General features: G+C 37.5%; 23 protein-coding genes and 1 riboswitch. Of the genes, 14 read left to right on the top strand and 9 right to left on the bottom strand.

The genetic code is table 11. The features are described 5' to 3' along the window. Positions 1–212 precede the first annotated feature (212 nt). Positions 213–2,141, bottom strand: coding sequence for an LTA synthase family protein (locus tag NSS97_RS26300; protein ID WP_044439417.1), 1,929 nt, complete (start codon positions 2,139–2,141; stop codon positions 213–215). A gap of 547 nt (positions 2,142–2,688) precedes the next feature. On the opposite strand from NSS97_RS26300, the gene NSS97_RS26295 reads away from it, so the two are divergent. Next, entirely contained in the window at positions 2,689–3,054 is a 366-nt protein-coding gene (locus tag NSS97_RS26295; RefSeq protein WP_000810366.1) for a YkvA family protein, read from the top strand. 50 nt (positions 3,055–3,104) lie between these two features. Then, positions 3,105–3,596 carry a metal-binding protein gene (locus NSS97_RS26290; RefSeq protein WP_001139081.1) on the top strand — a complete coding sequence of 164 codons (492 nt, stop codon included), beginning with the start codon at positions 3,105–3,107 and terminating at the stop codon, positions 3,594–3,596. A 76-nt stretch (positions 3,597–3,672) separates the two neighbouring features. On the opposite strand, the gene NSS97_RS26285 is transcribed toward NSS97_RS26290, so the two are convergent. Beyond that, the gene (locus NSS97_RS26285; RefSeq protein ID WP_341114416.1) at positions 3,673–3,990 is read right to left on the bottom strand and encodes a DUF4870 domain-containing protein; all 318 of its coding nucleotides are present in this window, start codon (positions 3,988–3,990) and stop codon (positions 3,673–3,675) included. A 286-nt stretch (positions 3,991–4,276) separates the two neighbouring features. Between NSS97_RS26285 and lldP the strand changes: the two genes are divergently transcribed. Continuing rightward, a complete protein-coding gene (lldP, locus tag NSS97_RS26280) occupies positions 4,277–5,938 on the top strand; it encodes an L-lactate permease (protein ID WP_044439416.1) in 1,662 nt (553 codons plus the stop codon). 71 nt (positions 5,939–6,009) lie between these two features. Beyond that, positions 6,010–6,125: riboswitch (TPP riboswitch) on the top strand. A 112-nt stretch (positions 6,126–6,237) separates the two neighbouring features. Continuing rightward, entirely contained in the window at positions 6,238–7,998 is a 1,761-nt protein-coding gene (gene thiC, locus NSS97_RS26275) for a phosphomethylpyrimidine synthase ThiC (RefSeq protein ID WP_044439415.1), read from the top strand. A 96-nt stretch (positions 7,999–8,094) separates the two neighbouring features. On the opposite strand, the gene NSS97_RS26270 is transcribed toward thiC, so the two are convergent. The 3 genes from NSS97_RS26270 to cydA form a co-directional block, all read right to left on the bottom strand. Further along, positions 8,095–9,453: an arsenic transporter gene (locus NSS97_RS26270; RefSeq protein WP_044439414.1), complete on the bottom strand. Its 1,359-nt coding sequence runs from the start codon at positions 9,451–9,453 to the stop codon at positions 8,095–8,097. Positions 9,454–9,672: 219 nt separating this feature from the next. Next, on the bottom strand, positions 9,673–10,698 hold the full coding sequence (locus NSS97_RS26265; RefSeq protein ID WP_002089640.1) for a cytochrome d ubiquinol oxidase subunit II: 1,026 nt from the start codon (positions 10,696–10,698) through the stop codon (positions 9,673–9,675). Beyond that, positions 10,691–12,046, bottom strand: coding sequence for a cytochrome ubiquinol oxidase subunit I (gene cydA, locus NSS97_RS26260; protein WP_044439413.1), 1,356 nt, complete (start codon positions 12,044–12,046; stop codon positions 10,691–10,693). The genes NSS97_RS26265 and cydA overlap by 8 nt, the downstream gene beginning before the upstream one ends. A 252-nt stretch (positions 12,047–12,298) precedes the next feature. Here cydA and NSS97_RS26255 point away from each other — a divergent pair, with 252 nt between their 5' ends. Continuing rightward, positions 12,299–12,448: a hypothetical protein gene (locus NSS97_RS26255; protein WP_002016173.1), complete on the top strand. Its 150-nt coding sequence runs from the start codon at positions 12,299–12,301 to the stop codon at positions 12,446–12,448. 89 nt (positions 12,449–12,537) lie between these two features. Continuing rightward, entirely contained in the window at positions 12,538–13,623 is a 1,086-nt protein-coding gene (locus tag NSS97_RS26250) for a hypothetical protein (protein ID WP_044439412.1), read from the top strand. 67 nt (positions 13,624–13,690) lie between these two features. On the opposite strand, the gene NSS97_RS26245 is transcribed toward NSS97_RS26250, so the two are convergent. Beyond that, a complete protein-coding gene (locus NSS97_RS26245) occupies positions 13,691–14,575 on the bottom strand; it encodes a LysR family transcriptional regulator (RefSeq protein WP_044439411.1) in 885 nt (294 codons plus the stop codon). 135 nt (positions 14,576–14,710) lie between these two features. Between NSS97_RS26245 and NSS97_RS26240 the strand changes: the two genes are divergently transcribed. Continuing rightward, positions 14,711–16,711, top strand: a complete 2,001-nt coding sequence (locus NSS97_RS26240) for a YhgE/Pip domain-containing protein (protein ID WP_044439409.1) — start codon at positions 14,711–14,713, stop codon at positions 16,709–16,711. 53 nt (positions 16,712–16,764) lie between these two features. Here the strand turns inward: NSS97_RS26240 and NSS97_RS26235 are convergent, their stop codons facing one another. The 3 genes from NSS97_RS26235 to NSS97_RS26225 all read right to left on the bottom strand — a co-directional run bounded on the left by NSS97_RS26235 (position 16,765) and on the right by NSS97_RS26225 (position 19,882). Then, a complete protein-coding gene (locus NSS97_RS26235; RefSeq protein WP_341114409.1) occupies positions 16,765–17,145 on the bottom strand; it encodes a VOC family protein in 381 nt (126 codons plus the stop codon). 194 nt (positions 17,146–17,339) lie between these two features. Further along, entirely contained in the window at positions 17,340–18,497 is a 1,158-nt protein-coding gene (locus NSS97_RS26230) for an acyltransferase family protein (protein WP_107887198.1), read from the bottom strand. Between the two features lie 167 nt (positions 18,498–18,664). Continuing rightward, positions 18,665–19,882, bottom strand: a complete 1,218-nt coding sequence (locus tag NSS97_RS26225) for a dicarboxylate/amino acid:cation symporter (protein ID WP_002089631.1) — start codon at positions 19,880–19,882, stop codon at positions 18,665–18,667. A gap of 225 nt (positions 19,883–20,107) precedes the next feature. Between NSS97_RS26225 and NSS97_RS26220 the strand changes: the two genes are divergently transcribed. From NSS97_RS26220 to celF, 7 genes are all read left to right on the top strand, one after another. Next, complete coding sequence (locus tag NSS97_RS26220) at positions 20,108–20,410, top strand: PTS sugar transporter subunit IIB (protein WP_002198836.1); 303 nt, start codon at positions 20,108–20,110, stop codon at positions 20,408–20,410. 14 nt (positions 20,411–20,424) lie between these two features. After that, positions 20,425–21,726, top strand: a complete 1,302-nt coding sequence (gene celB, locus NSS97_RS26215; protein ID WP_107887199.1) for a PTS cellobiose transporter subunit IIC — start codon at positions 20,425–20,427, stop codon at positions 21,724–21,726. A gap of 9 nt (positions 21,727–21,735) precedes the next feature. Continuing rightward, entirely contained in the window at positions 21,736–22,053 is a 318-nt protein-coding gene (locus NSS97_RS26210; RefSeq protein WP_107887200.1) for a PTS lactose/cellobiose transporter subunit IIA, read from the top strand. Positions 22,054–22,360: 307 nt separating this feature from the next. Further along, complete coding sequence (locus tag NSS97_RS26205) at positions 22,361–22,663, top strand: PTS sugar transporter subunit IIB (protein WP_002089627.1); 303 nt, start codon at positions 22,361–22,363, stop codon at positions 22,661–22,663. A 16-nt stretch (positions 22,664–22,679) separates the two neighbouring features. Beyond that, on the top strand, positions 22,680–23,987 hold the full coding sequence (gene celB, locus NSS97_RS26200) for a PTS cellobiose transporter subunit IIC (protein WP_107887201.1): 1,308 nt from the start codon (positions 22,680–22,682) through the stop codon (positions 23,985–23,987). Positions 23,988–24,170: 183 nt separating this feature from the next. Continuing rightward, the gene (locus NSS97_RS26195) at positions 24,171–24,494 is read left to right on the top strand and encodes a PTS lactose/cellobiose transporter subunit IIA (protein WP_000989054.1); all 324 of its coding nucleotides are present in this window, start codon (positions 24,171–24,173) and stop codon (positions 24,492–24,494) included. Positions 24,495–24,497: 3 nt separating this feature from the next. Beyond that, positions 24,498–25,823, top strand: a complete 1,326-nt coding sequence (gene celF / locus NSS97_RS26190; protein ID WP_107887202.1) for a 6-phospho-beta-glucosidase — start codon at positions 24,498–24,500, stop codon at positions 25,821–25,823. The last annotated feature ends 41 nt before the right edge of the window (positions 25,824–25,864 follow it).

Here is a 25,864-nt window from a genome sequence, read left to right as displayed (position 1 = left end):
CAATTATAAGAAAGTTGAAAACAAATGGTGCACATATTTCTCTAAGGGATCTTATCACAGATGAGAGATAAGAAATATGTGAAACCTCGTTTACATATTTTATTATAAAGATACTTCATTAATGTAGTGTAAATATTCGGTGAAGGTTATGTAATTTTAAAGTTAATGAATAGGAGAGGAAGGATAGTAGAAAATAAAAAAAGAGGCTGAGATTACTCAGCGCTCTTCTTTTCTTCTTTAATAGCTGTCTTTACTTCACCAGTTTTGATCTTGTTACTTTCAGAGAAGCGAAGTAAGTCACCTTCAATGATTTTGTCAGACATGTTCAATTCATTTTGGGCACGATCAATAAGTGGTTGAGATTCTTCTTTCGGTAATTGTACAACTTCGCCAGTGTTACGGTCGTAGAATGTACTGTTCGTGTACATGTACTTATCTGTAACGAAGCTACCGTCACGAAGAACAACGAATCCTTTATTATCAGGTGAGAATACATCATGACCGAATTGAATTTGATTCGTAGAATCTACACCAAGTAAGTTTAGAATTGTTGGTTTAATGTCAATTTCACCAGTTGGTTTTGAAATTGTTTTACCTTCTTTTTGACCTGGAACGTGAATAAACATCGGTGTTTTTTGTAAGTTCATATGGTCAAATGTAGTGATTTCTTCTTTTCCTAAGAACTGTGCCATTGCACGGTTATGGTTTTCAGAAATACCATAGTGATCACCGTAGAATACGATCACAGAGTTGTCGTAGATGCCTTCAGCTTTTAGACGCTCAATAAAGTGTTTCATTGCTTCGTCTAAATAGCGAGCAGTTACCATGTAACGGTCAAATACGCCATCACCAGAATTGTATTCATCGATTAATTTCGTACTGTCATCATAAGTGAATGGGTAATGGTTTGTTAAAGTAAGGAAGCGAGTATAGAACGGTTGCTTCACTTCTTTTAACATATCGACAGACTGATCAAAGTATTCGATATCTTTTAGTCCCCAGTTTAGTTTTGTTTCTGGCGTAATTTTGTAGTCAAGTTCGTTGTAGTAACGATCATAACCAAGTGCCGGATACATAATATTACGGTTCCAGAATGTTGCGTTGTTTGCGTGGAATACCGATGTGTGGTACCCTTGCTGACGTAAAATTTCTGGAGTTGCTGTGTATTCGTTGTTACCGTGTGTGAAGAATACAGCACCACGGTCTAGTGGATACATTGAAGTATCTACTAAGAATTCAGCATCAGATGTTTTTCCTTGCCCAGTTTGATGGAAGAAGTTATCAAAGTAATAACTTTCTTTCGTAAATTGGTTTAAGAATGGTGTAACTTCTTGTCCGTTAACTGTTGCACCAATTAAGAATGTTTGTAATGACTCAAGAGAGACAACAATTACGTTTTTCCCTTTTGCAGTACCGAACATATTTGGATCTGGTTTACTTTGTGTTGTTTTTACATAGTTTTCTGTTTCTTGTAACTTACTACCGTCGGCAAATGCTTTTTGCGAACTTGATTTTGCTTGTAAGCCAAGATCGTATGCTTGGTGTACATATAATCCTAAGTTTTTAACAAGCATAACGCGGTCGAATGAACGTGTTAATAGTTCTGGACGCTCAGCTTCTGCAAATCCTAGGTTTACGAAGAAAATAGCAATTGTTGACACGAAGTATAGGGAACGCATCGGACGTGCTACACGCTCTGTCGGTGCAAAATTTTTCTTCTTCTTCAATAGAACGAAGAATACGATAATATCTGCAAATGCAAGGATGATTTTGTAGTTAAATAATTCTTTCACACTAGAACCTAAACTTCCGAAATTAGACGTTTGTCCTAGTACTGGTAAAGTAACGAAGTCATTGTAGAATCCGTAGAACATTACGTTACCAACAAGAATGAACGTTAAGATAAAGTTAATTCCTAGTGCTATATAGTTACGTTTTTTTCCTTTTGCAAATAATGCAAGTCCCACAAACAGTAATGATGCTGCTAATGGACTAATGAATAAAATGAATTCTTGCATGAAAGATTCAAGTTTTAAATCAAAGCTAGTGCGTGTAATGATATAGGTTTTTAGCCATATGGCCAAAGCTACGAATAAAGTGAAACGCACATTTTGAAATTGTGATTTCAAGGTTTCTTTCATTCATTTCCACCCTTTCTCTATCAGGCTTGGTCGATTTTGGAGCGAAAAATGTTAAAATAAAAAATACATAGTTTCTTTTGCCATAATTAGAGCTTCTATATTCACCCATATACGACTTTAACTATGCATACCCTTTTTTGGTTTCTTTTGCTGCTCATAAGCATAACGTCATTTCTGTATTATACAACAAAATTCATTTCTGAGAAACACTATAACATTTTACATTTTTTGTATGTGATTTGTCACTACCAGAGAAAACTTTAACATTCGTTTATATGCCCGTCAACTAGAAAATATAACAAAAATAGAAAAGAATGTTAAGTGGAATTGAAAGTTTTTTGGTTGAGAAATATGGAATAGAAACTTTAAAATCGGTATCTAGAAAACAATTATATGAAGGGAAATGTAGAAAAATTAACGAACACTTGTTCTTTTTGGTTGTGTTTGTTACAATTAAATTTCATTGATAGATTATGTGTAATTTTGATGAACTTTTACTGATAACATATTGTAGCTTATTTTTTTTGAAAAATAGGGAGGCTTTTGAATGAAACAAAAATTTTCAGTTGAAGCGTTTTGGAAAAAAATAAAACATGTTGCGAAGCAGGCAGGGCAATCGGTAATTTATGCGAGTTTATTGTTGTTTTACGTTTTGCAAAGACCTGATGTTCCAAAACGAGTGAAAATTATTGTAATTGGAGCACTTGCTTATTTCATTGCACCGATCGATGCCATTCCAGATTTCATTGCTGGAGTTGGTTATACGGATGATTTAGGGGCGTTAACGGCTGCATTATTACAAGCGTCGTTATACGTTAATGAAGATGTGAAAGATAAGGCACGAGTGAAGTTGGCAGAATGGTTTGGTTCGGATATAGACACATCATTTATCGATCAGAAATTAGATCAATAGGTGAGAACTGTCATAGAGTGACAGGGCGAACGTAAGCGAGGAAGTGCATTATGCCATCAGGAAGAACGCATACGAAAATAAACTTAATATCCCTTCCGGTTGTTTTGTTTATGCTCTTTTCGTATGGATTAACAAATTTTGATTTTTTATTAACTTTTGCAATTGGATTTTTAGTAGGTACTTCATTTTTAACACCGGATTTAGATACGTACAGTAATGCGTATAATAAATGGGGATTCCTCCGCATTTTTTGGTATCCATATAGGAGCGTAATGCCCCATCGTTCCTTCTTCACACATACGATTATAATTGGTGATATTATTCGTATCGCATACATGTTAATCGTATTTTCTCCGTTTTTATTCCTATTAAATGTAATCGCACTCGATGGAAATTTAATAGAAATTGCGAAGAAACATGAGGTTGAAATTGTAACGTTCATAATGGGAATTGTAGTGGCGAGTACGCTCCACATTATAGCGGATAAAGTGAATACACGCCGAAAGAAAATGATGCGAAAAAAGAAGAAACGCAGAAGATAAAGAAACCGTCCCAAAAGGTATTTTGGGACGGTTTTTTTCTTATTAATAGGTAGGTTATGCTTGTCGCATTTTATAGTTAAGCTTTCAGTAATTTAATACCTTTTACGATATTCCAAATGAAGTAGTATAAGCTAATGATTCCGCAAATACATAGAACAATCATTGCTCCGATTCCAAGTGTTACATCTGGTTGATCAGATCCGATGCCCATAATTCCTAAAATAACTAATCCAATAAATGAAGCGATGCTTGGAATGATATGTGTCCATAGAGCACGTTTTGCATGTGGTTTTGTTTCAGAATCGCCTACAATCCACACGATAATAGGGAATAAGATAGGCGCGAATAGTACGCTAAAGTATGATAAAGCTGCTAATATTTTGTTTCCGTTCATATATATCACCTCATAAGTAATGTCCGTTGTTTATACCTTTAGTATGCAGTAAATTTGGCGAGCTTCCTATCGATTAACATTACAAGAATGTGACTCTTTTGTAAGATTTCTATTTTAAATAATAAAATTTTCAAAAAAATCTTTTTAAATGAAAATTGTTGTGATAAAATTAATGAAAACGTTTTCCTGAACGTTTTTTTATTTTAGGCTTAAAGGTATGATGACCTGATAGTCTATTGATGGGATTATGTTTATTTAAAAGGGGATTATTGAGGGGGAGAGAACAATGAACACATGGACACAAGTTTATGATCCGTTCGGGAACATTTGGATTTCTGCAGCGGTCGCACTTATTCCGATTATCTTTTTTTTCTTAGCTTTAGCAGTTTTCCGCATGAAGGGGTATGTGGCAGGATTTATTACAGTTGTACTTACAATTTTGGTGGCGCTATTTGCATATAAAATGCCATTCACAATGGCAATGGCAGCGACGGGATACGGTTTCTTATACGGATTATGGCCAATTGCATGGATTATTATTATGTCAGTATTTTTATATAAAATTTCTGTGAAAACAGGTCAATTTGATGTTATTCGTGCATCTGTATTATCAATTACGAATGACCATCGTTTACTTGTTATTTTAATCGGTTTTTCATTTGGAGCATTTTTAGAAGGAGCAGCAGGATTTGGTGCACCAGTAGCGATTACGGCAGCGCTTCTTGCAGGCCTTGGCTTAAATCCTTTATATGCGGCTGGTCTTTGTTTAATCGCAAATACTGCACCAGTAGCATTCGGAGCAATGGGGATTCCAATTACAGTAGCTGGACAAGTAACTGGTATTGATCCGCATAAAATCGGGCAAATGGCTGGACATCAATTACCGTTCTTATCATTATTTGTTCCGTTCTTTATCGTATTTTTAATGGATGGATTTAAAGGGGTAAGACAAACATGGCCTGCTCTATTTGTAGCGGGTAGTTCATTTGCAATTACACAGTTTATTACAGCGACATTTTTAGGACCAGAACTTCCTGATATTACGTCAGCACTTGTAAGTTTAGTGAGTTTATCTCTATTCTTAAAAGTTTGGCAGCCGAAAGAAATTTATCAATCTAAAGAAGCGAATAGTGAAGTAGCTGCGGCGACGACGGTGACATCTATGCCGAAACTAACAGCAGGAAAAGTAGTAAAAGCATGGTCTCCGTTCATTATTTTGACTGTGATGGTAGTCATCTGGAGCCAGAGTTTCTTTAAAGCATTATTCGCTCCGGGTGGCGCTTTAGAAAGTCTCGTATTTAAATTTGAAGTTCCAGGCTTGCACAATTTAGTAATGAAAGCAGAGCCAATTGTAAATAAACCAACACCTTATGAAGCAATCTTGAAATTAGATATTTTATCAGCGACTGGAACAGCAATTTTAATTGCTTGTATCATTTCTATCTTTATTTTGAAAATGAGTGCAAAAGATGCAGTAGCAACATTTAAAGAAACGTTAAACGAACTAAAAATGCCAATTCTATCTATCGGATTCGTATTAGGATTCGCATTTATCGCAAACTATTCTGGTCTATCTTCTACATTAGCGTTAGCACTTGCAGGAACTGGCGGACTATTCCCGTTCTTCTCACCATTCCTAGGCTGGATCGGTGTATTCTTAACAGGATCAGATACGTCTGCGAATGCATTGTTTTCGAATTTACAAGCAATTACAGCGCAGCAAGTCGGTGTATCTGAAGTGCTTCTCGTTGCAGCAAATACAACGGGCGGTGTAACAGGTAAAATGATTTCTCCGCAATCGATTGCGATCGCTTGTGCGGCAGTTGGTCTTGCTGGGAAAGAGTCAGATTTGTTCCGATTTACATTGAAGCATAGTTTATTCTTCGTAATTATTGTTGGGATTATGACGTATGTACAGGCTTATTATTTAACTTGGATGATTCCGTAAACAGCAAAAGAAATAACCTTTGCATTTTTCAGATTATAGTGTATGATGGGAAAGTATTGAAAATTAAATCAGTGATAAACTGGGGGTGCCTAACGTATGCGTAGGCTGAGAGAGAAGCGCGTGAACTTCTTAACCCTTTGGACCTGATCTGGCTCGTACCAGCGTAGGGAAGTTAACGGCTTTACATAATTATGTCTTTATGAGCCAGGTCCTTGTTTTTTTATGGACCTGGCTCTTTTTATTTTGGCATACGCTGGCCATATCTCGTCCTTGTCACGAACAGGGGGGCAATAAAGGTTATGAAACAATCTGTTTCAGCTGAGCAAATTGAATTGAAATCGAGTTTACCAGGAAGTAAGAAAGTATATGTGAATGGACCACGCGAAGGTATGAAAGTACCGATGCGCGAGATCGAACAAAGCGAAACGAACGGTGTCCCAAATCCGCCAATCCGTGTGTATGATACGAGTGGTCCTTATACGGATCCTGCGTATAAAGTGGAGCTGGAAAAGGGGATTCCAACGCCACGTCATTCTTGGATTGTTGAGCGCAGAGATGTAGAAGCATATGAAGGACGTGAAGTGAAACCAGAGGATGACGGCGTGAAAGTGGCTTCGAAATATACACCTGTTTTCCCGCAAATGGATCGCCAGCCGCTTAGAGCAAAGCAAGGTGCAAACGTTACGCAAATGCATTATGCACGTAATGGCGTTATTACGTCTGAGATGGAATATGTTGCGATTCGTGAAGGGGTAGAGCCTGAATTTGTTCGTAAGGAAATCGCGGAAGGTCGCGCGATTTTACCAGCGAATATTAACCATCCGGAAGCAGAACCGATGATTATCGGACGTAATTTCCATGTGAAGGTAAATGCGAATATCGGAAACTCTGCCGTATCTTCTTCTATTGCAGAAGAAGTAGAGAAGATGACGTGGGCGACTCGCTGGGGTGCAGATACGATTATGGATTTATCTACAGGTAAAAATATTCATACAACACGTGAGTGGATTATCCGTAATGCTCCTGTACCAGTTGGAACTGTTCCCATTTATCAAGCGCTTGAAAAAGTAAACGGAATTGCAGAGGATTTAACGTGGGAAGTGTATCGTGATACGTTAATTGAGCAAGCGGAGCAAGGCGTTGATTACTTTACGATTCACGCTGGTGTATTACTTCGCTACATTCCAATTACTGCAAAGCGTACGACAGGTATTGTTTCGCGTGGTGGTTCGATTATGGCGCAGTGGTGTTTATTCCATCATAAAGAAAACTTCTTATATACTCATTTTGAAGAGATTTGTGAAATTATGAAGCAGTACGATGTTTCGTTCTCTCTTGGAGATGGATTACGTCCAGGTTCGATTGCAGATGCAAATGACGAAGCACAATTCTCTGAGCTTGAAACACTTGGTGAATTGACGAAAATCGCTTGGAAACATGATGTGCAAGTTATGATTGAAGGACCTGGGCATGTACCGATGCACTTAATTAAAGAGAATATGGAGAAAGAGCTTGATATTTGTCAGGGCGCGCCGTTCTATACACTTGGGCCGTTAACGACAGATATTGCACCAGGTTATGACCATATTACATCAGCGATTGGGGCTGCGATGATCGGCTGGTTTGGAACGGCGATGCTTTGTTATGTAACTCCGAAAGAACATTTAGGTTTACCGAATAAAGATGATGTTCGCGAAGGAGTTATTACGTACAAAATCGCTGCGCATGCGGCTGATCTTGCGAAAGGGCATAAAACGGCTCATCAGCGTGATGATGCACTTTCAAAAGCGCGTTTCGAATTCCGCTGGCGCGATCAATTTAATTTATCTTTAGATCCTGAACGCGCAATGGAATATCATGATGAAACATTGCCAGCAGAAGGAGCGAAAACAGCTCATTTCTGTTCAATGTGTGGACCGAAGTTTTGTAGTATGAGAATTTCACATGATATTCGTGAATATGCGAAAGAAAATGATTTAGAAACGACAGAAGCAATTGAAAAAGGAATGAAAGAGAAAGCGGAAGAATTTAAAGAAACTGGTAGTCATTTATATCAATAACACGTTACACCTCTTTACTTGATTGATCACACTGTACCTAACTTAAATATAGAAGAAGCCCCTTTGCTAAGACGGTAGCAAAGGGGCTTCTGTTGTCTATAAGGTGAAGAATAGGTGTACCCAATAGTACAAGAGGAATAATGTGACGACCGTAGTGAGAGGAATAACGATGAGAGATACGCTTAAATAATCTTTCCATTTTACTTTAATTTTATTTTGTTTCAGGATATACATCCAAATGAGGGAAGCTAGCGTACCGATTGGTAATAATAGTGAACCGATGTCACTTCCAATAATGTTTGCGAGGTAGATAGTTTTTAATGTAACTGGGTCTAGTCCCATTTCTGTTAATGTGATTGTACCAATCATAAGTGCAGGGTGATTATTGAAGACGTTAGAGAGGAGGGAAACGAGTCCGCCCATTGCAAAGCTAGCATAGAGTAGATGCTGACTTACAATTGGCTCAAGCCAACTTACAAGTGCCGCTGTTAACCCTGCGTTATGAAGCCCGTAAATAATTACATACATAGAGAAAGCGAAAATTAAAATGTGCCACGGTGTCTTTTTCAAAATATCGACAGGGTTCGTTCGTAAGTAGTACCATCTCCAGATGAGAAGAACGAGTGAACCGAGTACGGCAACAATTTCGATTGGAATCGATAAGAAGGATGCAACGAATAGAAGACAGCGCATAAGGAAGACGAAACCTAATACTTTTAACATGAATTTTGTACGTTTTTGTTTTGTATCAACAGAATTTTTTCCTTTTAACGGATGGAAGTTTTTCGTGAAGAAAATTTCTTCAATATCATATGAAGAAACAGGTAGTTTTTTCGGAAGTTTTTTCTTTAAAACTGTATACATGAGCCATGACATAAACAATAATCCTAATGTTGCAGGTACAAACATCATAGCAGTATGCATATAAAGAGTCATATGGACGATATTTAATGCGATTAAGTTTACGATATTACTTACACCGATTGGTGCACTAGATGCAGTAGCGATTAAAGCGCCACTTAATAAATAAGGGATTTGTTGATGAGGCTTTAATTGAAGATTTCTCAGAAGAAGAATTAAAATTGGAGTTGTAATTAAAATACTACCGTCATTATTAAATAAAAGAGTCATAAGGAAGCATAGTAATTGAATATACCAGTATAGGCGGTGTCCGGAACCTTTCGCTAAATTTGCGAGTTTTGCTGCAGCCCAATGGAAGAAGCCGAAGCTTTCTAATATAACTGCCATAACGATGGTCGCTAATATCGTTATGGAGGCGCCTCCAATTTTACTTATAATGTCCATGACATCTGGCTTTGATACAATTCCAGTAATGAGGATAATACCAGCGCCGATTGCTGCTGGCCACGCCTCATTTATACCACGAGGGCGCCAAAAGATAACAATCATCGTTAAGAAAAATACAATAATAGTAATCCATATTTCAATGCTCATATTTAACCTACCTTTCTATTTTCCCTTGAACAAATGTAGCTTGTCTCAAGTTTATATAGCATTATATTCAAAAGAAAATAAGAAGAACTAGGCATCTACCTTAATCTAGTGAATATGTGTATTTTGAGCAATAAGGCAAGTATAAGGAGTAGTGTAATAACTATTAGGAGAGGAGTCTAATAAATTAGGGGCATTCTATGTGTGAATGCCCCTAATTTACTATTTTTCCTTTAAAAATGTTCGATCTTTTAAGAATAAATTCCAGAAGAAAATAAATCCTGGTAGTAAAATTGCAATCCCGATTGCGTAAAGAATAAGAAGTGCATAGAATGTTTCGACCGTCGTAAAGCTTGTAAATACAGTTACGTCCGGGTAAATGATATAAGGTAAATGGGCGACGCCGTAAGCGTAGCTTGCAAATGCATATTGAGCGACGACAGCTAAAACTGCAATGCGAGGAAAGCCTAGTGTGCCATATTTCTTATTTGTCCACCAAAGGGAAGAGTATCCGATAACAAATAAAATGATAGAGACTGTAAACCATGGGAATTGCTTTATTAGTCCTTGCATAAGCCAGTGTGTTTCAGGGTCCATTACAACGAGAGCGATAATAGCAGTCACGAGCGTTGCAGGACCAAGTATGATGGCATTTCTTCTATAAATTCGGTACGTATCTTCAGAACCTTGTTCCCTAGCAAAATCAGCAAGAAAGAGAGATGATAGAAATAGTTCCGAAGTTAGTCCGAAGAGCATATAACAATAAATAACGGGACTAGAAAGAAGTTTTCCGTAAAGGAGTACTTCTTTTCCTTCAGACATCGTAATATAGGCACCTTCTGTAACTGGCAGAACGGTAATTAATAGAGCTGGGATTAAGAGCCCGGTAATACCTGAAATAATCCGAAGAAGGTGTTGGTATTTTGGCAGGGAGTAAGCAAATACCATAAATGTACTACGAATCGCAACGAGTACTAAAATTAACATAACTGGTACAAACATAACGGTTGCAAGGGTAAAGGCCGCTTTTGGGAAGAAACCGAGAAAAGCAACGACGACAAAGACAAGAAACGTATTTGTTACTTCCCAAGTTGGTGATAAGTACCGATTAGCAAGCTTGGCAGCAAGCGTCGGGTGTTTAGCGTATACCATGCCCCAAAAACCAGCTCCAAAATCAATAGATCCTAATATGCTATATACGAAAATAAGAGCCCATAAGATGATGATTGCAATGCTTTCCTCATGCACGAGAATCGCCTCCTTCGTGATGTAAATCATTCTTTAACGGATGTTTCTTAAAGAATGTCCGTAGTACAAAGACTGTTAAAATACCGAGTCCGATATATAAAATGATGAATAAAAAAAATAAAGGACCGACGAAATCAGCGCGGGTAGAAGCATCTACCGTGCGTTGCATGCCATAAATTGTCCATGGCTGACGACCACTACAACTAAAAATCCATCCGAATTCAATACCGAGCAACATAACGGGTCCACAGGCGGCAGCTCCCCAAAGAAGCCACTTCGGTAACTCTACCCCTTTTTTTCGGTAAACAAAGTACCAATATAAGAGGGCAATAGCTGCAACTGCAAAGGTAAAGGCAGCGGTGCCGACCATTAAATTGAACAGTGTATGTGTGTAAAATGGTGGCCATGTTTCTTGCGGGAATTCCTTTAGACCTTTTACAACGGTGTTAGGGTCTAGTCCCACTAATAAGCTAAGCATGTTCGGAATTTCAAGGGCATAGTCTAGTTCAAGTGTGTTAGGGTCCACAACCCCGCCAATCGATAAAGGCGCGTGTGATGTCGTTTCAAACAAAGCTTCAGCAGATGCTAGTTTTTCAGGTGAATGTTTATGTAAGGCAATAGCAGATTCGTGTCCTGAAAGCCACATCGTAGCACCTGTGATAAATGTAACGACAAGCCCTAACAGTAATCCTTTTTTATGGTAAGCAATTTCACGAGCACTTAAATTTTTCTTTAATAATTTAAATCCAGCGATAGAAGCAATAACAGCTGCTCCAGTTGTATAGGCCGTAATAACGACGTGGAATGCACTTGTGCCAAAGCTCGGATTAAAGAAAGCTTTCCACGGATCAACGTTAAAAACTGAGCCATCTGGATTCATTGAAAAGCCCGCAGGTGTATTCATCCATGTGTTTGCCGATGTAATAAGCACGGCAGATGCAGTGGCGCCAATCATAACGAAAAATAGCGAGATTAATCTCATAACTGGAGGCAGTTTATCAGCCGCATATACGTAAATAGACATGAATAAAGCCTCTAAAAAGAAGGCGAAAATCTCAATTTGAAACGGAACGGAAATAACTTGCCCAACAATTTTGGCGAAACCAGGCCAAAGAAGTGAAATTTGTACACCAACAATTGTTCCAGTTGGAATTGCTACACCGAGAAGGATAGCAAAAGCCTTTGTCCATCTTTTTGCCATAATGGCATAGTCGGAATCTTTCTTCCAGTGATAGAGTATTTCACTTATAAAAATCATTAAAGAAAGCCCGACTCCAAGCGTTGCAAAGATAATGTGGAATGCTAATGAAGAACCAAAAAATGCCCTTGCTAATGTTACGGTATCCATATGTATACTCCCCTTCTTTTTGCCATTATTTTCTGATTGAATTGGAAAATTTATTCAAAAAACTACCAGAAATATATATGTATTTAAAAAATGAGTACGGTAATGCAATATTTAAATATTCTAAAAAGAAAGAAATTTATATTTGGTAATATTTTATTTGTTTTTTAGGGCTGAATCTTTTATAATCTTTTGTGCGAACGTAAGTTCTATTTCCGGGATGAAGAAGTTTATGTGAAATGGAGAGGGTGTTTTATGTATCCTGAAGTCATTAAAAAGATGGCATTTTCAAGAGAGCATAGAGATTTATTATTAAAGTTGTATAATAAAGAAATTACGCGTCGTGAATATGATCGACTTGTGGAATCGCTATATAGACCTTCTAAAGAGGCTTGCGAAGGATAAGGTGAGAGAGACAATCTAAAGGATTGTCTTTTTTATATTTGCGTATGTACTGGTAAAATTAAGGTTAGCCTTAAAAGGAGGTGAAAAGCTTGCGAAAACGTTTATATATAGGGATTGGGGTTATTCTCTTAATCGCTTTAGGTGGAGTTGTATTTTGGTCAGCTTTACAAGGAAATCGTACCGAGCATTTTATTTTACGACATATGGTGAATGAAAATGGAACACTTGCAACGTATCGCTTAGAGGATACAAAGGCAGGTAAGGGTGAAGCGAAGGGCCGTGAAGCTTTATCAGAATCTGCAGGGTTATGGCTACAATATACACTTGATAAAGATGATCAAGCTTTATTTGATGAACAAGTGAAGGTTATTCAAAATAACTTTGTACATAAGGATCGCATCGTTATATGGAAAATCTCTGAAAAGGGAGAAATGCAGTCAGCTACTAATGCACTTATCGATGATCTTCGTATTATAGAACAATTATATCGTGCTTATGAAATGTATAAGGAAGATCGCTATAAAAACCTTGCAGATCAATTGAGTGATTCTGTACTTCGTTATAATAAAAAAGGTAATTATTACGTTGATTATTACGATGCAGATACAGGAAAACAAAATAACTTTGCAACAACATCTTACATAAATCCGCATGCATTCTCTTATATGAAAAAGTATGGAAAAATTTCTGCACAGCAGTATCAGGAAGTTGTTCAGTTTTTAGCGGATTATCCAAGGCAGGGCTGGGCATTCCCGAAAGAGTATAAAGATGATGGGACATTTACGTACGATAAAGAAGTGAATCTTATTGACCAATCATACGTTGCTTATCATCGTAGTTTAGGCGGTCTTTCATCAGACGCTTATTTGGAATTTATAAAGAAGAAATTTCGCGAAGACGAAAAGTTATATGGTCGTTATAACTTAGAAACGGGAAAACAAGCTGTGAACTATGAATCACCAGCATCTTACGGATTAACAATTTTGTACGTACTACAAACAGGTGATACAAAGTTTGCGAAGGAATTGTATGAGCGGATGAATACATTCCGAAATGATAATGTATTTAGTAGATATTATGGTGGATATGTAACAGGTGAGAATAATAATACACATATTTTCGATAACGTATTGCCTCTTTTAGCGGAAATGGAATTGGATAAGAGTAAAAAATAGAAGGTGCCACCCTATGGGGATGGTACCTTTTATTTGTGTCGTTATTTGTTTGTAAAGCGATATAATTTTACGCCCTAATATTGGAGAAGTAATCAATCACGAATTCACGAAATTGCTGGGCGGTGTTTGATAAATAGCGCTTCTTCGACCAACTTAAGCCGATAGTTCGTTCGCAATTAGGTTCAATAATACGTAACTTATTTGATGCTAAAGTAGAGTTTTTTAATAAAGTTAAACTTGGGACAAAGGCGATGCCAAGACCTTGCTTAATGAGATCGCTAATCACGGTTGGTTCATCTACTTCAAAAGCGATATGTGGAGTGAAACCAGCTTTTTTACAAAATTCATCTGTTAAGTGCCGAAATCCGTAACCAGTGTTCATACTAATAAACGATTCGTCTTTTACTTCATGCAAATAGATACTTTCGCGGTTTGATAACCGATGTCCTGAAGGAACAGCTAAGAAAATTTCTTCTGTGATAAGTGGTTCCCAAACCATTTCCTCGCCTTCAATTGGTATAGAGGAGATACAAAAATCAATTTCCATATTATCTAGTTGCCGCTTCATAGAAGGAGTAGATGCGAGAAATTGTTGGAATCGAACGTTAGGGTGTTCTAGTAAAAAAGAACCGAGTAGCTCGGGTAATATTCTTGGAATAGAAACTGCAAGTGTAATAGAGCCTTGTTGTAATTCAGCTAAATCTTTAATTTCTCGTTCCCCTTCACTTAATTCATGAAAAATGCGTTCTACTCGTTTTAAAAATACTTTGCCGAAAGAGTTTAATGTAATCTGTCGACCTTGGCGATCAAATAAGGGGACGCCTAAGTCCTTTTCTAGTCTAGCGATTGTTTTACTGAGTGAAGGCTGCGCGATATGCAATTCTTCAGCTGCTTTTGTCATATGTTCTAGTCGTGCGACTGTCTGAAAGTATTTTAATTGAAGAAGTTCCACTTCGAATCTCCTTTCTATAGACCAAAAGGAATGAATTGATAATTAAAGATGTATTATACAGTATGGAAAGTGACGTGTATAGTAAATCTGTTAAACCATTCGAAGGGTGTTAAATTAGGAGAAGGAGTATGTTTCATGAAGGGAATTCAACTTATATTTAAAGATTGGAAGGCGATGTGGAACCATAAACATGGACGTATCGCTTTAATTTTTTTATTAATCGTTCCTTTAATTTATTCAGGATTCTTCTTAGCTGGATATTGGGATCCGTACGGAAAATTAGATAAATTACCTGTTGCAGTTGTTAATTTAGATAAGGGTGCTGTGATGGATGAAAAAACAATCCAGGCTGGAGACGATTTTGTTAAAAATTTAAAAGAGAATAAGGAATTGGCGTTTCATTTCGTATCAGAAAAAGATGCTGATGAAGGGCTAAAAGAGGATAAGTATTATATGGTGGTTACGATTCCGGAGGAGTTCTCTAAAAAGGTAAGTACACTAATGGATGAGAAACCAGAGCCGGCGAGGCTGCAGTACAAAGTAAATCCAGGGAAAAACTTTGTAGCAGCTCAAATTGGAACGACAGCTGTTGAAAATATGAAAACAAAAATCTCAAATAGTATTACGAAATCTTATACAGAAGGTGTCTTTTCAAAGTTTCAAGATTTGGCACAAGGGTTGAGTGATGCAAGTAATGGTGCTGAGAAGTTGCACGAAGGAACGACGGATGCAAAAAATGGGGCGAATCAGCTTGCAGATGGTATTCATCGTTTAAATGATGGAACAGTGAAGTTAAAAGAAGGAAGTGATAAGCTTGCCTCTAGTCAATCTGCCTTAAGTGGCGGTGCAAATGAGCTGAGTCAAGGAGCGACCTCACTTCATAGTGGTATGGAGTTATTAGCTCAAGGTGAAAAAACTTTACAATCAGGAGTTAGTGAATTAAGTGCTGGTACAAATGAATGGGTGAACGGAAGTGAGAAACTTGCTGAAGGGCAAGTGAAAGCGGACAATGCAGCAAATAGTGTAAAACAACAATTAGAAGAGTACGTGAAAAGTCATCCAGAAGTGCAGCAAGATCCTGCTTTTCAAAAGATCATTGCTACTTCTAACGGATTAGCTAAAGCAACAAACACTTTAAATAATAGCCAACAACAATTGACACAAGGTGCGCGGAAGCTTACTGATGGTCAGCATAAGATTGAGGAAGGCATGAATACATTCGGAGTTAAGTTAAACGAAGCTACCGCTGGAACGAAAAAGATAGCAGATGGTACTTCGAATTTAGCTGATGGATTTACGAAGTGGGGAAATGGATTTACATCATTACAAGAAGGTGTAAATCACCTTGCGAGTGGCGGAACAGAGCTGAATCATGGTGCTGATAAGTTAACGAACGGACTTGTTAAACTTGACGATGGTGTGAAAGAACTTTCTACGAAATTGGGAGAGGGCGCAGAGAAGATAGCGGATGTTCGCAATGATGATGCACGCAATACGATGTTCTCAGAGCCGGTTCAATTAGTGAAGTCGACAGTTTCTGATGTGCCTAACTACGGTTCAGGTATTGCACCATACTTTTTATCACTGGCATTTTATGTTGGCGGAATTATGGCATCGAATATTTTACCTCTTGGCCGTAGACAAAATATGAAGGTAAGCGGAACAGTACATTTTATTAATAAACTAGGATTAGTATATTTAATTGGACTCATTCAAGCACTACTTGTAGATGTGGTAGTGTTAGGAGTTATGAAATTAGAAGTTGCAAGTGTATCACTCTTTGTTTTATCAAGTATTGTTATTTCCTTTACGTTCATGACATTTATTCTTATGTTAGTAACGGTATTCGGCATTGTTGGGAAGTTCGCAGCGGTAACGCTTCTCGTTCTTCAATTAGCGACGAGCGGAGGTACTTTCCCAGGAGAGTTAAATATAGCTGTGCTTAGCAAAATTGGACAGTTTCTCCCAATGTCTCATTCTCTTAGAGGATTACAAGATGTTATCTCTTTAGGAGATTGGTCGCAATTACGAATGCAAATTTTAATTTTATTATGCTATCTCGTTGTCGCTGGTGGAATCACATGGGTTACGAGTCATATACAGCATAAGGAAACGAATGCAGAGCAAGTTTCTTAATAAAAGAAGCTATCCGAAAAGGTTTTATTATGACCTTTTCGGATAGCTTTTTCTTATTTCTTTTCCATAACTGCAAAGTAGTTATTTTCATTATCAGCAAAGTTGAACGCTCTACCAGTAGGTAAATCTACAACTTGTCCAACTGTAACATTTTTCTCAGAAAGATCTTTATACAGTTGATCTAAGTTATTAGAGAAGAACATAAGTGAAGGGGTATTTAAGTTTAATTCAGGTTGCATCTTCGCAATTAACGCCTTATCGTGAAGGACGATGCTTGTTCCAGCTTCTTTTGCCGGCGCAATTTCAATCCGGCGAAATCCTTGACCGTTATTTTCTTCCGCAACGATTTGGAATCCTACTGTTTCTGTCCAAAATTGTACTGATTCATCTTGGTTATTTACATATAACATAATTTGCCCAATTTGATTAATCATAGGTGTGTCCTACTTTCTTTTCTTATATGAAATACTATCCCGCATTAACGGGCAGTAAGACCCCTACCTCAAAATTCAGCAAAAGAAAAGAAGTTAGGTGGGGGTCGGGCTGCCCGTAAATGCCCGATTGGTTCAACTAATAATCAGTGGGGGATGAAGAACCCCTCCACTGATTAAAGTTTCACTTTATTATATCAAATATATGGTTTAAATACTTTTTCATGATTTTTCCGAATGGAAATCTTCGCCCATTTCATATTTGTCGTAGGGGAAGGCCCTGTAACCCACGTGTGAAATGGTAGTATGCTACCAATGACCATTGCTGAAATAGAGATTGTGGTCGTTAATATAAATAGTAATAGGCTATATAATATTGTGTTTTCTTGCAGTGCGAATAAGGAAAGAAATTTTGTACATAGTTGCAAGAAGAAAAAATGAGCTAAATAAGCGCCATACGTGTAATTCCCGATAAAACGTAAAGCTTTATATAAGAAACCACGTCGCTGTACAATTGTAATAGATAACACGTACAGTATCATAATTTCACAAACAATATATAAAAACATGGACGGTTTTAAATAAGTAGAAACCGTTAAATGAATAGAATTGGCGCCGTAAAAACTAAATAATTCATAATTGATGAATAAAAATAAGATGAAAAATAGTATTGTGATAAGCGGAATATGTTTCATGACAAATATACGCCAAGTTTTTAATGATACAGCAGCTATTCCTCCCATGACGAAATAGAATGAGTAGAAGAAGAAGGAACGATCTGTATAATGTAAAATGGTTGAACTAGTCAGTTTCTCTCCATTAAAAATGTAGTGAGAAGAGTACCACATTAAGAAGAAATATAGACAAGCGAAAATGGTCATATATTTATATATGTCTTTTTTATTTTCTGTTCGTTTTTGAAACCAATAAAATAGTGTGCATAGCAACGGGAACAATAAGTGAATTTGGAACATCATAATAACGTACCAAAGATGAGGTGCAGCTGTTCCGAGTAATAAACTTTTTATTCCGCCTTGTAGTGTAATGACATCGTTTGTTGTTAATAGGTAAAGAATAGACCAGAAGAAATAAGGAATGAGTAAATGTGCGGCTTTTTCATAAATATATTCTCTGTAAACGAGTTGCTTCGTATATAGCCGAATTAAATGGAAGCCGACGATAAATATGAATGCAGGCGCTGAAAATTTTGCAAGATTAAATAGCATGCCCATAATGAGGGATTGCTCGAGTAAGACATTTCCTTGATTCATTGTATATAATAAGGAACTTTGCAAAACGACAGCAAGAAATGCAATGCTTTGCAAAACTTTGAATTCTGGTGCACTTTGAGTCATTACGTCCATCTCCTTTTCCATACATGATTATAGTACGGAGAATGGATAATGGATGTGGAATATTTGTGAAGATTATAACAAATTTGTGGCGGGATGGGATTATATCGACATTTCGACAAATAACAACAAAAAAGAGGATGCTCCACCGAGCATCCTCTTTCTATATATTAAGCAAATTTATTTTTGATCCAGTTTTTACCTTCTACAAGGCGAGCTGTCATTACGGCACAAGCGTTATCTCCTGTTACGTTTAACACTGTTGCAGGAGGATCGATGATTGTACTAATTGCTGCGATAATTGGCAATGCTTCTGGTGGGAATCCGTATAGAGAAACGATTAACATTTCACCAATCATACCCCCGCCCGGAATAGCACCCATTACTGTTCCTACTAATAGAGAAACGACAAGTGCGATTGCTAATGTTTTCGGTCCTTCGAATTCCATGTTGAAAATACCGAATAAGAAAGCAATTTTTAATACGCCGCCTAAAACAGATCCGTCTTTATGAAGTGTAGACCCAAGAAGGACAACTGTTTCACGAACGTCAGAAGAAATACCCATTTTTTTCGTTGCTTCTAAGTTCGATGGAATACTTGCGGCACTACTACAAGTTGCAAGTGATGTAACTGTAGGAGAGACCATGTTCTTCCAAAATATTTGTACACCTTGTTTGCGACCTGCAAGGTACGCATAGAATGTAAAGAATACAAAGAAGTAAATAAGAGAAGCTGGATAGTATACCATTGCAGCTCGGAAGTAAGTTCCAAGAAGTTGTGGTCCAAACTCACCAACTAATGCTGCGAAGTAGGCAGCTAGTCCGATTGGAGCGTAGTACATAATGAAAGATACAACTTTCATTGAAATTTCTGCACCAGCTTGTAGGAATGTAGCGAATGGTTTCCCTTTTTCACCAACTGCTGAAGTTGCAACCCCCATTAAGATAGAGAAGAAAATAAGAGCTAACATGTTCTCGCGAGATAGTAACTTTGAAAAGTCTGATACTGTTATGATACCAACAATTTGATCAGCAACGCTAACTGCTTTTTCAGCTTTATCAGGCTGCGTTAGTTCTAATACAACACCTTGTGCTGGCGGGAATACTTTCACGATAATAATCATAAAAATAGCAGCTAAAATACTTGTAAATAAGAAAGTTCCAGCCATACTAGACATAATTTTACCGAAACGTTTTAATCCATCCATATTAGCAATAGATGACGCGATGCTAAAGAACACTAACGGTACAACAATCGTAAACATTAAGTTTAAGAAAATGTCACCAAGCGGCTTTAAAGCAACTGCATCGGCACCCATGAAATAACCAATGAAACCACCAATTAGGATAGAAGATAATAAAATAAGCGGAAAGCGATATGCCTTCATAAATATACCCTCCTATCGATTATAAAAAATCATACTGAATCATTATAGCGAGTTAGAGACTTCTTTACTAGGAAAATACGGATAGATGGAATAGCGTGAAAACCGAGAAATTTTTGTTTTTAAGCTCGGCATACAGTTAGAAATCTAGACATATATATTTGTAACCTAGTGGTGGCAAGGGCTGCACCATAACTTAGGTTTAGAAAAAGAGGGAGGGGAAACAGGATGAATATTTTGCTTTGCTGTGCAGCGGGAATGTCTTCCAGTTTGATAGTTACAAAAATGGAGAAAGCGGCACAGGCAAGGGGGATAGAGGTAAAGATTTGGGCTGTATCAGGTTCAGAAGTGCGAAATCATATCGATGATGCAGATGTACTTTTACTTGGACCGCAAGTACGTTATTTATTACCGAAAATGAAAGAGTTATGTAAGGAGAAAGGAATACCCGTTGACGTAATTCAATCTGTCCATTACGGGCTTTGTAATGGAGAGGCTATCTTGCAAGCAGCTTTGTCAATGAAACCATGAGGAGAGTGGGATAGATGATAGGGTTTTTAGAGAAATATGTGATGCCAGTGGCAGGAAAGATTGCAGAGCAGAGGCATTTGCAGGCTATTCGTGATGGAATTGTTTTAACGATGCCTTTCTTGATTATTGGATCTTTTTTTCTAATCATTAGTGCTCTTCCGATACCTGGATATAATGATTTTATGGCAGGAATCTTCGGAAAGAATTGGAATGTAGCATTAGGGTATCCAGTGGGGGCTACTTTTAATATAATGTCTTTAATAGCTGTTTTTGGAATCGCTTACAGATTAGGAGAACAATATAAAGTAGATGCTTTAGCGGCAGGTGCGTTGTCACTTGTAGCATTTTTGCTTGCAACACCATTCCAAGTTATGTATATGATACCAAATACGAAAGAAAGTATACTTGTAGATGGAGTTATACCAGCTGCGTTAATGGGAAGCCAAGGGTTGTTTGTAGCGATGATTATTGCAATTATATCTACTGAAATTTATCGATTTGTTGTACAGAAAAAGATGATTATAAAGATGCCAGAGACAGTTCCGCCAGCAGTAACGCGTTCATTTGCTGCGCTTATTCCAGGCTTTATTGTTGTGACGGTTGTTTGGATCATTAGATTAATTTTTGAACATACGACTTTCGGTAGCATCCATAATGTTATAGGAAAGCTTTTACAGGAGCCTCTTAGTGTACTTGGGGCTAGCATTTGGGGTGCGATAATCGCAGTTATCATTGTCCATGTACTTTGGGCGTGCGGAATTCATGGAGCTGCAATTGTTGGTGGTGTAATGAGTCCGATTTGGTTGTCATTAATGGATCAAAATCGAATTGCATTTCAGGCAGGGCAAGATGTACCTAATACGATTACTGCACAGTTCTTTGATTTATGGATTTATATGGGCGGTTCTGGTGCAACACTTGCTTTAGTTGTAGGAATGTTATTATTTGCGCGAAGTCAGCAATTGAAAAGTTTAGGGCGATTATCGATTGCACCAGGTATTTTTAATATTAATGAAATGGTGACTTTCGGTATGCCGATAGTAATGAATCCGCTTTTACTTATTCCATTTATACTTGTACCAGTTGTTTTAACGATTGTTTCTTATTTTGCAATGGAATGGGGATGGGTTGCACGTCCGAGCGGAGCTGCTGTACCTTGGACTACACCTATTCTTTTTAGTGGATATTTAGGATCAGGCGGGAAAATTTCAGGGGTTATTTTACAGCTCATTAACTTTGCACTTGCATTTCTTATTTATTTTCCATTCTTAAAAATATGGGATAAACAAAAAGTAGCGGAAGAAAAGGGGGAGTAAAGAAATAACATGGATACGATAGAGACGAAAGCTTTTCACTTAATTTTGCATGGTGGTAATGCGAGAAGCTGCTCAATGGAAGCAATTGATTGCGCAAAGCGCGGTGAATTTCAGGAAGCAGAAGCGAAACTACAAGAAGCTTTAAATGAATTGCAAGAGGCGCATCGCTTACAAACAGAGCTCATACAGAAAGAGGCTGCCGGGGAAAAAACCGAAGTTACCCTTCTGATGGTGCATGCACAAGATCATTTAATGAACGCAATTACGGTGAAGGAATTGGCGAGTGAGTTTGTAGAATTATATAGGAAATTAGAAGATGATAAGTGAACCTTGCATATGCAAGGTTTTTTTATGTGTTAAAAAATAATTTAGTGTTTTTTTTGTTTAAACACAACTAGACAACTAAACACTAATCTATTTTCATACAGTTATGTGTTAAAAGTGAGGTGTTTTATAACACACTGTGTGTTTTTTTGGGGACACACTGATTGAAAGCGGTAACACACAAAGAAATCACTCGAAAAAACGCTGATTTTAGGCGTTTTGAAAAGTTGGCACGGTAATTGCTTTAATAAATAGCGTAAAGAAAAATAAAAAACATAAATTTTTTATACCACACAAGGGGGATTTATAAATGAATATTTTATTATGTTGTTCAGCAGGGATGTCTACAAGTTTACTAGTTACAAAAATGGAAGCGGCTGCAAAAGCTCGTGGTCTAGAAGGTAAGATTTGGGCTGTATCTGGGGATGCAGTAAAAAACAATATCGACCAAGCGGATGTATTATTACTAGGACCACAAGTTCGTTACATGCTTTCTACAATGAAAACGCTTGCCGATGAGAAAAACGTTGGAGTCGATGTTATTAACTCAATGCACTACGGCATGATGAATGGAGAAGCAGTTTTAGATCACGCATTAACACTTAAAAAATAATTAGGGGGGAAGCGAAATGCAAAAGTTTATTGCATTTATGGAGAAATATTTAGTTCCAGTCGCAGGAAGAATCGGATCGCAGCGCCATTTAGTTGCAATCCGTGATGGATTTATCGCAGTTATGCCTCTTATTTTAGTTGGATCATTTGCAATACTTATTAATAACTTACCAGTGGATGCATTCCAAAAATTTATGAAAGGTGCATTCGGAGATGTTTGGAAAGATATCGGCGGTGGTATGTGGGCAGGTTCCTTCGCTATACTCGCCCTCATAGTCGCGGTAGGGATAAGTTATAATTTAGCGAAATCTTACGGCGTTGACGCGTTGTCAGCAGCAATCATTACATTCGGTGCATTAATTATTATTTCTCCGACAACGCCAAAAGAAGGCGGTATTGATTTAGCTTGGACAGGATCACAAGGTTTATTCGTTTCTATAATTGTAGCTCTTCTTGTCACAGAGGCATTTAGGTTCTTTGTTCAAAGAGATATTACAATTAAAATGCCAGATGGTGTTCCACCAGCAGTAATGAAATCATTCGCAGCATTAGTTCCAGCATTCGTTATTTTAATCGTAACAGCAAGTATTCAATTAGCAGTGAAATTAGCAGGTACAAGTATTCATAAAATCGTATTTGAAACAATTCAAGTACCATTACAAGGTTTAGCAGGTACATTACCAAGTGCAATTATTGTAGCATTACTTATTCATGTATTATGGTTCTTCGGATTACACGGTCCTAATATCGTTGGTGGTATTATTGACCCAATTTATTTACCAGCATTAGAAAAGAATATTAAGTTATTTAACGATGGTATGTCTGCATATGACGTACCGCATATTTTCACAAAACCATTCTTTGATGTATATGTATACATCGGTGGATCAGGTGCGACATTAGCATTCCTAGTAGCAGTAATGCTTGTTGCGAAAAGTGCACAGCTTCGTGGTGTAGGCCGTGTATCTATCGGTCCTGGTTTCTTCAATATTAACGAGCCAGTTATTTTCGGTACACCAATTGTATTAAACCCAGCGTTAATCATTCCATTCGTACTTACACCAGTTGTATTAGTTATTACTTCTTATACAGCAATTTCCTTAGGATGGGTACCAAAAACAGTTGCTTTAGTTCCGTGGACAATGCCACCAATCTTTAGTGGTTATCTTGTAGCGGGCGGAAGCATCGCTGGTGCTGCATTGCAACTAGTAAACTTTGCAATCGCGGTAGTAATCTACTATCCATTCGTATTAATGTGTGACCGTACGTATGTACAAGCGTCAAAAGATGCTGCAAAAGGAAGCGACAATTCAGTATCACTTTAAAAAGTATTGTTCTGACGAGTTTCTATAGCTCGTCAGAACAACTAACTTTTATATCATGTTCAAAAAGATGAGACCCATCTACAAGAACACCAAACTATCATTCATAAAATAATAATTTAATAGCAATGTTCAAACTGAAGGGGTATTTAAATCGGTTGAACCATAATAGAGAGGGCGGTAATTATGATGACTACAGCAGAACAAATTCCATTCCAATTGATTTTAAATAGTGGTAATGCACGAAGCTTTGCAATGGAGGCACTTCAATTTGCCAAACAGGGGAAAATGGCAGAAGCTGATGAAGCGATGGTAAAGGCGAAAGAAGCGATTAATGAAGCGCATCATTTCCAAACAGAGCTCATACAATCAGAAGCAAGAGGGGAAAAAACAGAGATTAGTGTTCTTTTAATTCATGCACAAGATCATTTAATGAATTCTATTACAGTAAAAGAATTAGCAGCAGAATTTATTGACCTTTATAAAAAGCTAGAAGCGAAAGGGGAATAAAGCATGACTGGAATTAAAATTGCTACAATCGGCGGTGGATCTAGTTATACACCAGAATTAATTGAAGGGTTTATTAAACGTTATGACGAGCTTCCTGTTCGTGAAATTTGGTTAGTAGATATTGAGGCAGGAAAAGAGAAGTTAGAAATCGTTGGTGACTTAGCGAAACGTATGGTGAAAAAATCAGGTTTACCAATTGATATTCATTTAACACTTGATCGCCGTGAGGCATTAAAAGATGCTGACTTCGTAACAACGCAGCTTCGCGTTGGTTTGTTAGAAGCACGTGCAAAAGATGAAGCAATTCCATTAAAATATGATGTAATTGGTCAGGAAACGAATGGTCCTGGTGGTTTGTTCAAAGCGCTGAGAACGATTCCTGTTATTTTAGATATTTGTAAGGACATGGAGGAATTATGTCCAAATGCATGGCTTATTAACTTCGCAAACCCAGCAGGTATGGTAACAGAAGCTGTACTTCGCTACACGAACATTCAACGAGTAGTTGGTCTATGTAACGTTCCAATCGGAATTCGTATGGGTCTTGCAAGATTACTTGAAGTAGATGCAAGCCGGGTACACGTTGATTTCGCTGGTTTAAATCATATGGTATACGGATTAGATGTATACTTAGATGGAGTAAGCGTGATGGATCGCGTACTAGAACTTGTAACAGATCCAGAAAAGCAAATTACGATGGAAAACATTGCTGCGCTTAACTGGGAGCCAGACTTTATTCGCGGTCTTCGTGCAATTCCGTGTCCATATCATCGTTACTACTATAAAACACGTGAAATGTTGGAAGAAGAGAAAGAAGCTTCGATTGAAAAAGGTACACGTGCAGAAGTAGTAAAACAATTAGAAGATGATTTATTCGAGTTATATAAAGACCCGAATTTAGATATTAAGCCACCACAATTAGAAAAGCGCGGCGGAGCTTATTATAGTGATGCAGCATGTAGCTTAATTACGTCTATTTACAATAATAAAGGTGATATCCAGCCTGTTAATACACGAAACAACGGAACAATTGCAAGCTTGCCACATGATTCGGCTGTTGAAGTGAACTGTATTATTACGAAAGAAGGTCCAAAACCAATTGCGGTTGGAGATCTTCCAGTACCAGTTCGCGGTTTAGTACAGCAAATTAAATCATTTGAGCGCACAACAATTGAAGCTGCTGTTACAGGGGATTATCATAAGGCGCTGCTTGCTATGACAATTAATCCACTTGTACCATCTGATAAAGTTGCAAAACAAATTTTAGATGAAATGTTGGAAGCACATAAAGAACATCTTCCACAATTCTTTAAGAAGATAGAGAAATAAAAAGCGGCGCTGTTTAGCTCGCTTTTTTTAATTCTAGTAGG

The organism is Bacillus sp. FSL R12-0074, from assembly GCF_038005725.1.
GTDB classification, from domain to species: Bacteria; Bacillota; Bacilli; order Bacillales; family Bacillaceae_G; genus Bacillus_A; species Bacillus_A mycoides.
This window is presented reverse-complemented; position numbering and strand designations above follow the sequence as displayed.

Bases quoted from the DNA above. Each gene is read 5' to 3' on its own strand.
- NSS97_RS26195 (WP_000989054.1), top strand. From the start codon at position 24,171: ATGATGACTACAGCAGAACAAATTCCATTCCAATTGATTTTAAATAGT.
- celF (WP_107887202.1), top strand. From the start codon at position 24,498: ATGACTGGAATTAAAATTGCTACAATCGGCGGTGGATCTAGTTATACA.
- NSS97_RS26270 (WP_044439414.1), bottom strand. From the start codon at position 9,453: ATGAGCATTGAAATATGGATTACTATTATTGTATTTTTCTTAACGATG.
- NSS97_RS26220 (WP_002198836.1), top strand. From the start codon at position 20,108: ATGAATATTTTGCTTTGCTGTGCAGCGGGAATGTCTTCCAGTTTGATA.
- NSS97_RS26290 (WP_001139081.1), top strand. From the start codon at position 3,105: ATGCCATCAGGAAGAACGCATACGAAAATAAACTTAATATCCCTTCCG.
- cydA (WP_044439413.1), bottom strand. From the start codon at position 12,046: ATGGATACCGTAACATTAGCAAGGGCATTTTTTGGTTCTTCATTAGCA.
- thiC (WP_044439415.1), top strand. From the start codon at position 6,238: ATGAAACAATCTGTTTCAGCTGAGCAAATTGAATTGAAATCGAGTTTA.
- NSS97_RS26235 (WP_341114409.1), bottom strand. From the start codon at position 17,145: ATGATTAATCAAATTGGGCAAATTATGTTATATGTAAATAACCAAGAT.
- NSS97_RS26255 (WP_002016173.1), top strand. From the start codon at position 12,299: ATGTATCCTGAAGTCATTAAAAAGATGGCATTTTCAAGAGAGCATAGA.
- NSS97_RS26225 (WP_002089631.1), bottom strand. From the start codon at position 19,882: ATGAAGGCATATCGCTTTCCGCTTATTTTATTATCTTCTATCCTAATT.
- NSS97_RS26205 (WP_002089627.1), top strand. From the start codon at position 22,361: ATGAATATTTTATTATGTTGTTCAGCAGGGATGTCTACAAGTTTACTA.
- celB (WP_107887199.1), top strand. From the start codon at position 20,425: ATGATAGGGTTTTTAGAGAAATATGTGATGCCAGTGGCAGGAAAGATT.
- lldP (WP_044439416.1), top strand. From the start codon at position 4,277: ATGAACACATGGACACAAGTTTATGATCCGTTCGGGAACATTTGGATT.
- NSS97_RS26210 (WP_107887200.1), top strand. From the start codon at position 21,736: ATGGATACGATAGAGACGAAAGCTTTTCACTTAATTTTGCATGGTGGT.
- celB (WP_107887201.1), top strand. From the start codon at position 22,680: ATGCAAAAGTTTATTGCATTTATGGAGAAATATTTAGTTCCAGTCGCA.
- NSS97_RS26300 (WP_044439417.1), bottom strand. From the start codon at position 2,141: ATGAAAGAAACCTTGAAATCACAATTTCAAAATGTGCGTTTCACTTTA.
- NSS97_RS26240 (WP_044439409.1), top strand. From the start codon at position 14,711: ATGAAGGGAATTCAACTTATATTTAAAGATTGGAAGGCGATGTGGAAC.
- NSS97_RS26285 (WP_341114416.1), bottom strand. From the start codon at position 3,990: ATGAACGGAAACAAAATATTAGCAGCTTTATCATACTTTAGCGTACTA.
- NSS97_RS26230 (WP_107887198.1), bottom strand. From the start codon at position 18,497: ATGACTCAAAGTGCACCAGAATTCAAAGTTTTGCAAAGCATTGCATTT.
- NSS97_RS26295 (WP_000810366.1), top strand. From the start codon at position 2,689: ATGAAACAAAAATTTTCAGTTGAAGCGTTTTGGAAAAAAATAAAACAT.